At 47.4% G+C, this 14,660-nt stretch carries 12 protein-coding genes and 1 pseudogene; 10 read left to right on the plus strand and 3 right to left on the minus strand.

From position 1 onward, the window contains the following. The first annotated feature begins 26 nt into the window (after positions 1-26). From L4D06_RS07845 to L4D06_RS07885, 9 genes and pseudogenes are all read left to right on the plus strand, one after another. Entirely contained in the window at positions 27-581 is a 555-nt protein-coding gene (locus L4D06_RS07845) for a TRAP transporter small permease subunit (RefSeq protein ID WP_429738643.1), read from the plus strand. Further along, positions 578-2,047 (plus strand): TRAP transporter large permease, encoded by a 1,470-nt coding sequence (locus L4D06_RS07850; RefSeq protein ID WP_429738645.1) that lies wholly within the window; start codon positions 578-580, stop codon positions 2,045-2,047. The genes L4D06_RS07845 and L4D06_RS07850 overlap by 4 nt, the downstream gene beginning before the upstream one ends. Positions 2,048-2,135: 88 nt before the next feature. Further along, positions 2,136-3,056 (plus strand): LysR family transcriptional regulator, encoded by a 921-nt coding sequence (locus L4D06_RS07855; RefSeq protein ID WP_274162706.1) that lies wholly within the window; start codon positions 2,136-2,138, stop codon positions 3,054-3,056. A 254-nt stretch (positions 3,057-3,310) separates the two neighbouring features. Further along, on the plus strand, positions 3,311-4,984 hold the full coding sequence (locus L4D06_RS07860; RefSeq protein ID WP_429738647.1) for a GMC family oxidoreductase: 1,674 nt from the start codon (positions 3,311-3,313) through the stop codon (positions 4,982-4,984). Between the two features lie 431 nt (positions 4,985-5,415). Next, the gene (locus tag L4D06_RS07865; RefSeq protein WP_394211212.1) at positions 5,416-6,318 is read left to right on the plus strand and encodes an NAD(P)-dependent oxidoreductase; all 903 of its coding nucleotides are present in this window, start codon (positions 5,416-5,418) and stop codon (positions 6,316-6,318) included. Beyond that, positions 6,315-8,015, plus strand: coding sequence for a dihydroxy-acid dehydratase (locus L4D06_RS07870; RefSeq protein ID WP_429738649.1), 1,701 nt, complete (start codon positions 6,315-6,317; stop codon positions 8,013-8,015). The genes L4D06_RS07865 and L4D06_RS07870 overlap by 4 nt, the downstream gene beginning before the upstream one ends. 36 nt (positions 8,016-8,051) lie before the next feature. Continuing rightward, positions 8,052-9,389, plus strand: a complete 1,338-nt coding sequence (locus tag L4D06_RS07875) for an NAD(P)H-dependent oxidoreductase (RefSeq protein WP_429738651.1) — start codon at positions 8,052-8,054, stop codon at positions 9,387-9,389. Between the two features lie 204 nt (positions 9,390-9,593). Continuing rightward, positions 9,594-9,707, plus strand: a pseudogene (locus L4D06_RS07880) (integrase core domain-containing protein); the annotation flags it as partial. 255 nt (positions 9,708-9,962) lie between these two features. Beyond that, the gene (locus L4D06_RS07885) at positions 9,963-10,613 is read left to right on the plus strand and encodes a heme-binding beta-barrel domain-containing protein (protein ID WP_429738725.1); all 651 of its coding nucleotides are present in this window, start codon (positions 9,963-9,965) and stop codon (positions 10,611-10,613) included. Positions 10,614-11,035: 422 nt separating this feature from the next. Here the strand turns inward: L4D06_RS07885 and L4D06_RS07890 are convergent, their stop codons facing one another. From L4D06_RS07890 to L4D06_RS07900, 3 genes are all read right to left on the minus strand, one after another. Further along, the gene (locus tag L4D06_RS07890) at positions 11,036-11,278 is read right to left on the minus strand and encodes a hypothetical protein (RefSeq protein WP_429738653.1); all 243 of its coding nucleotides are present in this window, start codon (positions 11,276-11,278) and stop codon (positions 11,036-11,038) included. Positions 11,279-11,712: 434 nt separating this feature from the next. Continuing rightward, on the minus strand, positions 11,713-12,630 hold the full coding sequence (locus L4D06_RS07895) for a mechanosensitive ion channel family protein (RefSeq protein ID WP_429738655.1): 918 nt from the start codon (positions 12,628-12,630) through the stop codon (positions 11,713-11,715). A 288-nt stretch (positions 12,631-12,918) separates the two neighbouring features. Next, positions 12,919-13,263, minus strand: a complete 345-nt coding sequence (locus L4D06_RS07900) for a hypothetical protein (protein ID WP_429738657.1) — start codon at positions 13,261-13,263, stop codon at positions 12,919-12,921. A gap of 279 nt (positions 13,264-13,542) precedes the next feature. Here L4D06_RS07900 and L4D06_RS07905 point away from each other — a divergent pair, with 279 nt between their 5' ends. Then, entirely contained in the window at positions 13,543-14,409 is an 867-nt protein-coding gene (locus tag L4D06_RS07905; protein ID WP_274162714.1) for an urea carboxylase-associated family protein, read from the plus strand. Positions 14,410-14,660 lie beyond the last annotated feature (251 nt).

Here is a 14,660-nt window from a genome sequence, read left to right on the forward strand (position 1 = left end):
TTGGTGAAAAAGCCTGGAGGGGTATCTTGCAATTTTTTATTGGTTTTTCTGAAACAATTGACCGAGTCATGAGGTTTCTCGCGATGTTTGGCGGTTGGCTGGGCGTCATGTTGATTGTCGCTGTTTGTTATGATGTGGTCACACGCTACTTCGGTGTTCCTAAACCCGCCGGAATAAATTCCACTATGATCCAAGAGTCAGAATACTGGCTGCACAGTTTTCTCATTGTTTTTTCGATTGGTTACGCTTATCTCAAGAATGCTCATGTTCGCGTTGATCTTTTTCGGCCCAGTTTCTCGCTAAAAACCAAGCTCTGGATCGAACTCATCGGTCTTTTGACAGCGGTCATTCCATACTCGCTATTGGGCATCTGGCTCGCCTGGCCTTACACGGTCAAATCGTATCTTTCCGGCGAAATTTCCAAGTCACAAAATGGGCTTTCAGACCTCTGGATTCTGAAAGGCGGACTCGTCGTTCTTTTTGTACTCATCTTTTTTGCAGGCCTTTCTAAGCTCATTAAGATCATCGCAGCACTCCGCGGCGACCTCTCGATGGAAGCAGCAAATGGAGAAGAATTATGACGCTGATTGAAGCGCTTCCGCTGTTAATGTTCGCCGTGCTTGGTTTACTACTATTCACCGGTTTACCGGTCACTTTTGTCCTTGCCGGTGTCGGTCTTGGGTTTGCCATAATTGGCATCGGGTTCGGCGAGTTTTTGCCCATTCAATTCAAAGTACTGCCCTCACGGATCTTTGGCAGCATTTTCGAAAATGCAATACTCACAGCAATTCCGATGTTCATTTTCATGGGGACAATGCTCGAAAAATCTGGCGTAGCCCGTGATCTTTTAAATTGTCTTCAGGTGCTACTACGCCGTGTACCCGGAGGGCTTGCGCTTGGCGTGACACTGATGGGGACAATACTGGCTGCAACCACAGGTATTATTGGCGCATCGGTGATTATGATGACGCTGCTCGCACTACCAGTGATGATAGAGCGCAAATACAATCATGAGTTAGCGACGGGCACCATTGCCGCCTCAGGCACGCTCGGGATTTTAATCCCACCATCCATCATGTTGGTGATCATGGCCGACCTGCTCTCGCGTTCGGTCGGTGATCTCTTTATGGCGGCAGTATTCCCAGGCCTATTATTGGCTGGACTCTATATCGCTTATATCGTCATCCGCTGCACGTTAAATCCCAAGTTAGCCCCTACGCTGGATGCTGATATTGGGCCACAGAGCCTGGCCGCGGTCTTAGTCATGGTGTTCCGTAGCTTCGTGCCTCCCATTCTTCTCATCTCTATGGTGCTCGGTTCGATCCTTGGTGGCTTTGCGACGCCGACAGAAGCGGCCGGTGTGGGTGCCATGGGTGCTATCCTGCTCGGTTTTATCAACCTTGTTCTTTTGCCCTCAATGGGTGTCGCCGAAGTCGCAGGCCTTAATCCGAATGCTGACGATGGCATGGGTGATCACGCCGTTGGCGGTGGCTTTGTCAAAGAGCTGCGTCATTTTGGTAGCATCCTCACTGAGGTTGTAGAACGTGCGATGCTAACAAATGCCATGATCTTCGGCATTTTTATTGGGGCAACGCTTTTCAGCTATGTGTTCCGAGCGCTCGGTGGTGATGATATTGTCATTGAACTGGTGCATTCGCTTGGTCTTGGCCCTTGGGGATTCCTGTTCCTGATTATGGGGCTCGTATTCATACTCGGATTCTTCTTCGATTGGCTCGAAATCACTCTGATTGTGCTGCCGGTCTTTGCACCGATCATTGCACAACTTGATTTCGGCGATCACATGCCGCAAATCGAAGTCACCTATTGGTTTGCGATCTTGCTGGCGATGAATCTTCAAACCTCATTTTTAACTCCACCCTTCGGCTTTGCACTCTTCTACCTGAAAGCAGTGGCACCACCCGCGGTCAAGATCAGCGAAGTGTATCGCGGGATCATTCCGTTTGTGATGTTGCAGCTTATCGGTCTGGCGCTCGTGATTGCCTATCCGGACATTGCGCTCTGGTTGCCTAGAGTTCTGCAGGACTAATGCAAAGAGCTAGTGATATCTTAATTCTCGTTTGAGGTATGTTGCTATTATGAATAAGGAATCGACACCTTTAGACCGGAGACTTAACGTGACAATAGTCGGTACGAGATCCTCGACAGCGAACTTCGACATTACCACTTTGCGTTTGTTTGTGTGTGTGGCTGAACAAGGGAATATCGCGGAGGCGTCGCGGATTAATCACATCGCGGCGTCAGCGATCAGCAAGCGGATTTCGGACCTTGAAGCACGCGTTGGCGTTAATTTGCTCTATCGGTTGCGCGGTGGTGTAGAACCCACACAGGCTGGCAAGGCAATGCTGCGGCATGCAAAACGTGTTCTGCTGCTTATGGAGGACATGGACGCCGAACTGAGCGAATTTACACACGGCATGCGCGGACAGGTGCGATTGTGGGCCAATACGTCGAGTATCACGCAGTTTCTACCAGAAGATATATCACGTTATGTGGAGCGCTTCCCTGAGGTTGGCATAGAGTTACGGGAGGAAACAAGCCAGATCATCATTGATGGTGTTCGCGAGGGCCTTACTGACTTAGGGATATTTTCCGGTCATACGGATAGTGGAGATCTGGAAACTCGTGTGTACCGTCATGACACTCTCATGGTCATCCTGCCCTCAGGACACCCCTTGGAAGGGCATGAGAAGTTAAAGCTGACTGACATCGCAGCCTATAATCAAGTCGGTCTGCAAGATGGCAGTTCACTGCAAAACCAACTCTTACACGAAGCCTCCTCGCTAGAGGAGCCACTCCGGCTTCGTGTAAGAGTACTGAGTTTTGATGGCATTCGACGTATGGTCGAGGCTGGCTTGGGATTGGCCGTGCTGCCTGAAGGCGCTGTTATTCCTTTCCTCGAAATGGGAACCTTCACTGCCGTTAAGCTCGACGAACCCTGGGCAAAACGTTCACTGATACTGGGTTTCAGAGACTATAAATCATTGCCGGTGGTAGCCCGGACACTGATTGAATGTCTGGCTCCAGAATCCTCGTAGAACGCCTACCCAAACACATTTAGAGGCAACCTTATCGTTTCATTACGCCCTTATTCACTCTGTGTTGTAGACCAATAGCACAGAGTGAGTAAGGGCGACCGTCCCACTCGATCATGCTGCGTTCGCGATCCGATATGTCCAACCTCTTTATTGGGAAGTGGTGAAGGGAAGAAAAGTTTGCAATTCTTAATTAAAAATCAAATACGTTCGACGTAGACCCTTTCCAATTACTCACACAGTTAGGTAGATCTCATATGCCCCTCGTTAAAGAAATTTTTGATTACGTCATCATTGGCGGTGGAACAGCTGGAGCGCTGCTCACCAATCGCCTTAGCGAGAATGGCGCTAGCGTTTGTCTCCTTGAGGCCGGACCTAGTGATATCAATCCATTAATCCACATCCCTGCTGGCTATATAAAGAATGTCTATTCGAAAACACTGACTTGGGGTTTTGAGGCGGAGGCCAGTGCAGGCACGGCGGGGCGTCGATTTTCTCTGCCTCAGGGGCGAGTGCTTGGAGGTTCAAGTTCCATTAACGGCCTGAATCACAACCGAGGACAACGTGCAGACTTCGACCATTGGGCAGCGCTTGGAAATCCGGGTTGGTCCTACAACGAAGTACTTCCCTACTTTCGCCGTTCAGAGCACAAAATAGGTAAGGCAGACAAACGATACCGAGGGCTTGACGGTGAGCTATCAATCACCGACCTTGATTGGCATCATCCCGTTTCTGAAGCGTTCGTAAAAGGCGCGCAAGAACTTGGGATCCCCGAAAATCCAGACTATAACGGCGCACGGCAAGACGGTGTCGGATATTACCAACGCTGTATCAACAAAGGCTTTCGTATTTCATCGGCTCGTGCCTTTCTGGGAACAGCTAAAAAACGGCCTAGCGTAGATGTACGCACCAACGCCCAAGCGACAGCGATTCTTTTCGAAAGTAAGCGTGCGGTGGGCGTAAGCTACATGAAAGGAGGCCCCTCCGGGAAGGCGCACAACGTCATGGCTCGTCGCGAGGTTATCGTTTCTGCAGGAACCATCAATACCGCGAAATTGTTACAAATATCGGGGGTCGGCGACGCTAAACTACTGGCTGAACTCGGTGTTCCTGTGGTCCATGATTTACCGGGTGTCGGCAATAATTTACGTGATCATTATGGGGTACGCATGGTGTCACGTGTAAAAGGTATCCGCACGATAAACAGTATGGCACAAGGCCCACGACTGCTGCTGGAAATTGGCCGCTGGTTGCTCCGTAAACCCAGCCTATTGGCGGTCAGCCCTTCTCTTGCCCATGCTTTCTGGAAGTCGGATGAGACAATGGACAAACCCGACTTGCAGTTTGTGTTCTCGCCAGCAAGTTTCCGTGAGGGTGTGGTGGGTTTGCTCGATAAAAAGCCAGGGATGACAACGGGAGTGTGGCAAGAGCGACCAGAAAGCACAGGTTTCGTTCGTGCCCGTTCTTCGAACCCATTCGATACCCCCATTGTACAGCCCAATTATTTGGCTAACGAGAAAGATCAGCAAGTGTTGCTTGCAGGAATGCGCCTCGCACGACGACTAATGCGTACTTCTGCTCTTGCGCCCTACTTTGACCATGAGACTGCGCCGGGTGATGATGTGCAGACAGACGAGGAACTCCTAGATTTTGCACGCAAAAACGGTACCACGGTCTATCACCTCATTGGCACAGCACGCATGGGGCCGGATTCGGATCCCGAAGCCGTCGTCGACGCTCAACTGCGCGTCCATGGGCTTGATGGGTTGCGCGTCGTTGACGCCTCCATTATGCCATCGATGCCTTCGGCAAATACCAACGCGGCGACACTCATGATCGCAGAAAAGGCTTCCGATATGATTAGAGGGTTAACGCCTCTTGCGCCAGCCGAAAACATCGCGAACGAAGAGGCCACGGAAACTCTCTGTTGATCGTTTTTTGAGCCTCTCGGGACTGAGATACCTCTTTCCCATGTAAGGTTCAAGTAGTCGGCTGAGGTAGACGCCAGATGCGCTGGCAGGCAAACCTTCGCCTTCGAAACGCATCCGATTTTATTTCTTCTCACTATGCCGGTTTCCCGGCTCTCAGGCGCGCTTTTCTAACCCTGCAATGGACTTATACAAACGATGTTCGCCACAGCGAACATCGTTTGTATGCCATGGTTTTGTCGCACCCAAAATCTAGCGCTTACACCAAGACCTGGCAGTAACATCAAGATCTTGCACTCACATCGAGATCTTGCGCTAACAATAGCGGCAACGTATTTCGGTAACGGGGGCATCGTTATTGAACGCTTCGGGAGTCATTCCTTACCCATTATGATCAAGTCATAGATAACAATGACAAGAACAGAGGTGTATTGATGAAAGCTGGTTTTGTGGGCGTTGGTCAAATGGGTGGCCCTATGGCTGTCAATCTGGCTTCAAGCGTTGAGGTAATTGCATACTGTCGAAATAAATCCGTTCGTCAGTCTCTCGCAGTATCTGGGGTGGTCACTACGGAAAATTTGCAGGACGTCGCAGAAGCAGACGTTATTTTCTTGTGTTTACCTAGCGCGAACGTCGTCGAACAGGTTCTTTTTGGCGCAGATGGATTGGCTGACGTTTTACGTCCGGGAACGATTGTTGTTGATACCAGCACCGTCGAATACAGCACGACGATTTCTATTTCAGAGAAGCTTGCTTCACTTGATGTGAAGTTTGTGGATGCGCCCGTATCCGGTATGAGAGCACGCGCTGAAGATGGCACCCTAACCGTCATGTGTGGCGGCGACCAAAGCTTGGTTGAGGATCTCAACCCGCTTTTTTCCAGCATGGCATCAAAAATCCTGTATATGGGCCCGATTGGTAGTGGGCAACTCACCAAACTGATTAATCAGTTGCTCTTTGATATCAACGCCGCAGCTTTGGCCGAGATCCTGCCGCTGGCGGTCAAGCTTGGGCTTGACCCAACCAAAGTCGGGGATGTTGTGAATAGCGGAACCGGACGAAGCTATGCATCAGAATTCTTCATTCCCAATGTTTTAAAAGGGATCTTTGATAAAGGATACCCCTTAGAGCATGCCTATAAAGACTTGATCAGTGGGGCTGAAGTATCGGCACAACATCAAATACCAACACCTGTCTTATCGGCTGCAACAGCAACGTATCAAATGGCATTACTTAACGGACATGGCGCAAAAGATAAAGGCGCAATGATCCGCGTCTTCGAAGACCTGCTCAATGTCAAATTTCGCTCCGACAATACGGAAGGAGATTCTAAATGACAAAAGAACGTGGATTAAAACGAAACCTAACCAACTACGGTGACAAAGAGTTCGCGACCTATTTGCGTAAGTCTTTTGCGCGTTCAATGGGTATTTCGAAAGAAATGCTGGATAAGCCCATTGTCGGCATCGCAATGACACCTTCGGGTTTTAATAGCTGCCATAGAGGCATGCCTGAACTCGTAGATGCCGTATCAAGAGGCATTCTCGCGGCAGGTGCCCTTCCTCGCCCATTCCCTACCATCTCACTCGGTGAAGTTTTTCTCAGCCCCACCAGCATGGTTTATCGCAACCTGATGGCAATGGATACAGAAGAAATGGTGCGTGCTCAGCCTATGGACGCTGTTGTGATGATTGGCGGATGTGACAAAACCGTACCCGCCCAATTAATGGGGGCAGCTTCCGCTGATATTCCAACGATTCAACTCGTGACGGGGCCAATGTCTACGGGTCGCCATCGAGGGGAACGTTTAGGGGCCTGTACAGATTGCCGTCGCTTTTGGGGGAAATACCGAGCTAACGAGATTGATACGGCCGAGATCACTGAAATTGAAGGCAAATTATCAACGACCTCTGGCACCTGTGGAGTCATGGGTACCGCCAGTACAATGGCCTGTATAGCAGAAACGCTTGGGATGTCTCTACCCGATACTGCGGCGATTCCATCGGTGCATTCAGAACGTTTGGTCGCCGCTGAAGCAAGCGGTCACGCCATCGTCCAACTTATTGATAACCCGATTCTTCCTAGTGAAATCATTACTGAAAAATCGGTTGAGAACGCCTTTCGCGTCCTCATGGCCATCAGCGGCTCGACCAATGCGATCGTTCATTTAACGGCTGTCGCAGGTCGATTGGGTATCAAAATCTCTGATGAGCGACTCAATGAAATTTCTGATGAAACCCCAGTTCTGGTGAATTTAAAACCCGTTGGTGAAGGTTACATGGAAGATTTCTATGCTGCGGGTGGCCTTCGCGCCGTGTTACACGAGATTAAGCACCTGCTTCACCTTGATACCATTAACGTTCTCGGGCAAACCCTAGGAGAGATCCTTGAAGAGCCGATGGATTGGGTTGATCGAACCTATATCAAGTCACTCGATGATCCGGTCTCCAACGTGGGCGGATTGATTTCGGTGAAAGGTAACATCGCCCCAGACGGCGCGATATTCAAACGTGCTGCAGCCACGCCTGAACTGTTTGAAGTTGAAGGTAGAGCCGTGGTGTTTGAAAATTTAGAAGACCTAGCAAACCGCATCGATGACCCTGATCTTGATGTAGAAGCCAACGATATTCTGGTGTTGAAAAACGCAGGCCCTGTCGCTGCTGGCATGCCCGAAGCCGGATATCTCCCCATTCCAAAGAAGCTTGCTCAACAAGGCGTGAAAGACATGGTGCGCCTGTCCGATGCGCGCATGTCAGGAACCGCATTCGGCACCATTCTTCTTCATATCTCACCTGAAGCCGGTATTGGCGGCCCATTAGCGGCTGTTGAAAACGGCGATCGCATTCAATTTTCCGTGAGCAAAAAGCGAATAGAGCTATTGGTCGATGACAAGACAATAGAGATGCGTTTGAAAAACAAAGAACCCCTGAAGATGCCTGAACGCGGCTACCGGGCGCTATATAGCAAAACGGTTTTACAAGCCCCGGATGGTTGTGATTTTGATTTCCTTCGTCATACATCAGCTGATTCCTGATGCCGTCCTCAACATATAATTTTCTAGGAAACTAAGATGAACCTTTTCGCCAAACTCAAGCAGCGTGAACAAGAAGGCACTCCCATTAAGGTCGGACTGATCGGGGGCGGTAAATTCGGGACCATGTTTTTATCGCAAGTCGCTCGCTTGCCTGGTATTCACGTTGTTGGTATTGCAGACTTATCACCAAGCGCTGTTCAATCAAATCTCGAACTCGTTGGCTGGCCGAAAGAATCCTATGCTGCAGCGACTTTAGACGAGGCCGTCAACAAAAGGTCGACGCATGTCACCGATGATTGGCGTAGCCTGATCGAGCAGCCTGAGATTGAAATAATCATTGAAGCGACAGGCAATCCAATGGCCGCTGTCGAGCACTGTCTTGGCGCTTTTCGTCAAAATAAACATGTCATCAATGTAACGGTTGAAGCTGATGCCTTTTGTGGTTATGGGCTGGCATTAAAAGCCAAGGAAGCAGGCGTTATCTACAGTATGGCTTATGGTGATCAACCCGCATTAGCGTGTGAGTTGGTAGACTGGGCCCGCGCCAGCGGATTTAAGGTGGTTGCGGCAGGACGTGGTCATAAATGGTTACCTCATTATCGCCATTCTACGCCCGACACGGTTTGGGACCATTGGGGGTTGACCGCAGAACAGGCAAAACGCGGTCGTTTGAACCCAAAAATGTTCAATGCATTTCTGGATGGTTCAAAGCCTGCTATTGAATCGGCAGCCATTGCAAATGGCACAGGACTGGATGTTCCGACGAACGGACTGCTCTTCCCCCCTGGCTCCGTCGATGATATCCCTACCCTCATGCGCCCTAAAGAGCTAGGCGGCGTTCTCGAACGCGCAGGAATGGTGGAAGTTGTGTCTTGTCTAACATTAGACGGGAAACAAATCCCAAATGACATTCGAAAAGGTGTTTGGGTTTGTATCGAAGCAGACACGGATTACCACAAGAACTGTTTTGAAGAATATAAAGTGGTCACCGATCCATCCGGCAGGTACATGGTGAACCATAAACGCTGGCATTTGATCGGGCTTGAACTTGCCATCTCGGTCGCATCTGTTGGGCTACGTAGAGAGGCGACTGGCTTTGCCACATCATTTAGAGCAGACGTTGTCGCTATTGCAAAAAGAAACCTCACGGCAGGCGAAACACTCGATGGTGAAGGCGGTTACACCGTTTCGGGAGGACTACGCCCAGCGTCCATCTCCGTTGAAAACCGATATTTGCCGTTGGGTCTTGCGCATAATGTCATCCTGAAGAATACAGTTCAGGAAGGCCAGCCAGTGAAATGGGATGATGTGGATATCGATATGACGACCGCCGCTTATAAACTGCGCAAAGAGATTGAATTAAAATACGTGTAGTCAGGACAACGCTTTTTGCTCTGGCAAATATCGTAGATGAGTCAATTGAGCAAACAGACTATCAGTCCGTCCGCAGGCCAATAAACAGGCCTGCGGATGAACACAGCGCCCAAGCGAAAACTCCGACTCAGTAATACCCTCCCCCACAACACTCCCATCATCAAAGCCATGTTCGATGTCATTAGATGCTCTCAAAGGAGCACGAAACAAAATGGTTTTATGGAATGCCTCAATGGGTCATACCGTAGAGAGTTATTGAACGCTTACTTGTTTGACTATCTCGAGCAGGTACGAGATATGGCCAGGGTATGGTTATGGAATTAAAAAGAAGAACAGCAGGCTGCAAATAAATCACGTTAAATAAATGCATTATTCGTAAAGTACATATAAAGCAAACAGAGTGACCCGCATTGCGATAACAAAACAATAAATTACATTTAGTTTCCATTGCGCCAAACTCACTTCACGCAAACAAACTTAATTTCAGAAATTATATTACGCATCGAAATAAAAACACCAATCAACATTTCCTTTTCACCAAGCACATAAATACACTAAAAAGGAAAAAACATGATCAAGAAAATTTGTCTGTCTGCTGCTTTAATGGCTCTTCCATCACTCTCTGTGGCTGAAGAGTCGACCATTATCAACGGATTAGATTTTGGGCCTTTGGCTGGTTTGGTTGGAACATGGAAGAGTGTCGACTCAGGTGGCGTTGATGTCGCCCCAGGGCAAGAAGGCACCAAGCAAGGTAAAGGTGGCCCGTCGGTGAAGCCTTTCTATGAAACCATCACATTTACCGCTGCTGCAGATGCAACAAATGCGAGCGACCAGTACCTAGTCTCGCTGTACTACGAGCAAGAGGTATTCAAAAAAGAAGATAATGCCAAGTTCCATGACCAGCGTGGCTACTTGATTTATGACAAAGTGAATCAGGTCGTTTACAACTCATTTTGTGTACCACGCGCAGTGTGCATTGTGACTCAAGGAGATGCTGGGAATAATATTCAGTTTTCCACAGCCAAAGAGGGAATGGCGCAAAGCCAGTATATGTTTGAGAATGCAACAACATCTGATTTTACAATGGTGTTAGACTTTTCCGAGAAAGATATTCTTCGATACACACAAACTACAAGCCTCAATATTTATGATAAGCCTTTCTCTCATAGCGACTCGAGTACGCTAATGAAAATTTCTGCCCCAAACAGCCCAAAGACATACTAAATACATCACACAGGGGAAGCATTAACCACTCATGAAAACCTTATTAAATAAGCACATCACATGATCATGCCATATTAATTATCATGCATCATATGTGTCATACCCAATCGACCTGAAGATCTCGATTTTAGAGGCCGTCAGGTTGTTTGGGTATAATGTTTCGCTCTAAAGAAAATAGAGAGCATTATTTTATATAAGGCAAAAAATGAAGCCCGAGATCTGTTTCGGGTTTTATTCCACTAGGAAAAGCAAAAACCAGCACCCCATACAGAACGGCATCAGAAAGTGAATAACTACAGAAAGAGGAAGAGGAAGAGGAAGAGGAAGAGTCATCTTACGAGAAGTTGCTGAATTGACTGGCTATAGCCGATAAGTTTGTCCGCTAATCTCATCGGCAACGGTAAATAACAGTGTGGCAAAAATCAGTAGTTGTCGATTGGTCCTTGCTGAGTATCGATTGCGCTTTGCTCTTTGACGTGCAATTCCACATAAAGGGGAGCCGAAATGCCAGAAACTGCCACAAAGATGATTAAAGACATCACCCATTGCGGGGTTTTTGGCATATAGCTAACACGCGCGTAGCTTAACGTTAGGTAAGTGATAGCAACAAAGCCAGCGAGCATACTGCAGGCTAAGACGTAGTCGTTTGTGATTACCGCTAACATAGACTGTGAAACATTCATTTGATTTGGGGTCTGCATTTATATGGGGGCGAGATGGTAAATTTTTGTGACTCAAATCACAAGAACATATTCATGCGGAAATCAAAATGAGATTTTTAGGGCCGATCAGTAGGGGTTGAAAGCGAACATTCGGTCCAAGGCTCGACACTCTCTAACGAGGAGTTGATGATGCACCGGCGTCTCAATCACCAAAGCCAACGGAAAGCACAAGAGTGAGCAAGCCGGCACCAAAGTGTAAATCGCTTTAGATAGATGACATAAGCGATCGGCAATAGCCGACCGTAAATTTATAGAATGCTCGCAAGGGAATGTAGGCTTCCATATTAAAGAGTTACATTACAATTACGTGTTATATCCATGGCGTTTGTTTGTCATTCAATCAATGAAAGACAACACCTAAACCGTCTGAGGAAACATCAAGAACCGTTTAGCGCGTGGATCTTGGATTCATGCTCGGCATGCCCCTCATGTGGCGCCATCTTAACCTGAAAATTGTGTGCCTTAATTCCCGCGGCCTGAAAGCGTATTGCGATTCCCGTGCGAATATCACTGGCGAGATTCCAAGCTCTTGAAGCTGAATTGGTCCAACCCGCCACCCAGCATTGATAAGCATCTTTCTCGAGGTCCATGACCCAGAATGCAGKCGCATCCTGAGAAATAAAATGCTGACTGTCTTCCACTGCCTCAATCGCCATCTGTCGTACTTGCTCTAAATCATTTTCGTAAGAAGTATAAAACTCTACGTGAACCCAGATATAGGGATCGTTGTAAGTGAAACTTTCCAACTCAAGAGACAGCATTTTGTTGCTGGGAATGATCAGGCGCTTCCAGTTCCAAAGCTTAATGATTGTGTGATTTAAACTAATGTCCTCAACTGTACCATATTGATTGTCAACCACGACGGTATCCCCTACCCGGATTGCCTTAGAAAGAGATAGAACGACACCAGCAATAATATTTTCAATAACAGGCTTCGCTGCAAACCCCAGAACCGTGGTAGAAACAGCAACAACAATAGAAACCAAAGCAGCAGGTATCGAGTTTAGAAAAGGAAACGATAACGCAATACCAAACACAACAAAGATGAAGAAAAAGGCTATCTTGCTGATAATGGAAAAACGATTCTCAATTTTCTCTACCGCTGCATCAATTTCTTCAGGCTTTCCCGGTACTTTCGGAGAGGTAGTCTGGACGCTATTAAAGTTCTTAAGACGCCGGAGCCTTTTTTCACGGTTTGATTTTGATTTTAGTAGCGCAGTAGCCGCCCACCAGATAACAACTACCCCGATAAGGCAGACTGTACCAAGATAGATATAAAGATTGTCTATCACCATACCCGCACCATTTTCTGTTTATTGCCCAAGAACAAACACGCCAAGATCGCCAAAGTTCTTCTCCCTATCAACAATGACAATGACCTAAGAAATCCAACACGATGGGATAACTCGGGCTGTGTTCAGAACGCTTTTGATAAACCAATCAAAAATGCTATCTGCATGTTAGGCCTCAAGGAGCAAAATGACCAGCATGAACGTGGTCACCTTAATTTCTTAGCGTCGCACTGTCATGGCATCTGGCAAAAAGTATCTTCTAACATTTGGTAAAAAAGCCTGAATCAGGCATTAATTCAAGCCGCGCTTCTGAAAGCGGTCGTTCCATTTACCGTTGTTTTCAACGTTGCACCTCTCCTCTGTGTCGAAGGTGACATGTCGCGTGAAGTCTTTCAATTTGATATCTATAACGTTGAGCTTTTCTTTGATAAACGCTAGCAGCACATCGGTGTCTGCATTGGCTAAATGCGTATTGGAATCAAAAACGACCACTATATTGAGAGAATTGGGAAAACTATCATAGTTAGCAAAATGCGTAAGCCATTCAAAGCCTTCATGTTGTTGCTGAGCAATGTCACATACCTCCGTCAGTACTTCCCTAAGCAAGTTATCTATTTTCTTGTCTGTTTTTCTCACTCAAAAAACCCCTTTTACCAGTAAGAATCTAAAATTGAAGATCGTTGGATGAATTTCCAATGCCTTCTAGTACACACACCAAATCTTGGGTCTCATGGTAAACACCATGCAACCCAAACTCCACGACCAATAGAAATAGTCTGGGTATTTTGGAGCGTTCATTTCTGTATCCGACAGCTTCACGTTGATTGGATATGGGCCCTATGACTCGCTTATGAAACCTCACAATTGAAGAGGCCGGATATACTTACTTCATAGTGATGACATAGAGGAAACAACATGACGAAAAACAGAGAAAGTGATGGTACTGCGAATGTTTCACCAACGGATGCACACGAACGCCGCGCTGCTAAACCCGTTATCTGTTACGCCACAAGTTCTCTGCCTCCCTTTGATGTCAATTTTTATCACACAGCAAGAGTTTCAGCCACTCGCACTGTTTTACTAGAGATCCCACCAAGAGAGGCACGCTGCTTTGTCGTTCCCGAGGGGTGTTTTTTCCGTATATCCTGCCAGCACGGCTCACAAGTTGGGGATTTGAATCTCTGGCAACGAGATGATCTCAGTGAACACTTTTTCAGTGGAAAAACCCGACAACTGCATGCCACCCATCTAACCACCGGTGACAGATTGTGGAGCAACATGCCTTATTTACGTCCAATAGCAACGATTACGGATGATTCATTGAGTTGGTATGGATGGGATGATGATGGCGCGGGCATACATGATGTGATTGGAACGCGTTGCGACCCCTACACGCACAATCGGCTCCATGGAGAAAACTACCATCATTGCTGCCACTCTAACCTCACCCGTGCACTGGCGGATAAACGAGGCATCAGCCAAAAAGACGCAGAAACACACATTCATGATGTATTAAATGTGTTTATGTGTACGGGTTTTACCAAGGATTCGCACCAATATTTTATGAAAGCCAGCCCAGCGCGCAAAGGAGATTATATTGAGTTCTTTGCCGAAACCGATTTGCTTGGAGCACTTTCAGCATGTCCAGGGGGAGATTGCAGCAGCACCCATTCCAGTGATGACGCGCAGTGCTATCCGCTGACCGTAGAGGTATTCACCCCAGAAAAACAATCGCTTGATACGTGGCAACCCTTCCAACGTAGTGAGTATATTGCTAAATAGCTCACAACCCTTGGCACAGCAAGTTGAAACTGACGCCTTAGCGTCAATGTTTAATAACATTGACGTGATACTTATTTATCGGCACGTAAATTCACTTCGACCATGATGGCTCTGGTCAACACAAAGACTCTTAGCGCTTCCCCTTTGACGTCACCATTAACTTCTTAATATTTCATGATGTTACTTTAAAAAATCATCAGTAAAAGCTTTCATCTTTCTTGACTAACAACACCCTCTCACTTTTCTCCTCT

Source organism: Enterovibrio makurazakiensis (assembly GCF_050336585.1).
In the GTDB taxonomy this organism is placed as follows: Bacteria; Pseudomonadota; Gammaproteobacteria; order Enterobacterales; family Vibrionaceae; genus Enterovibrio; species Enterovibrio gelatinilyticus.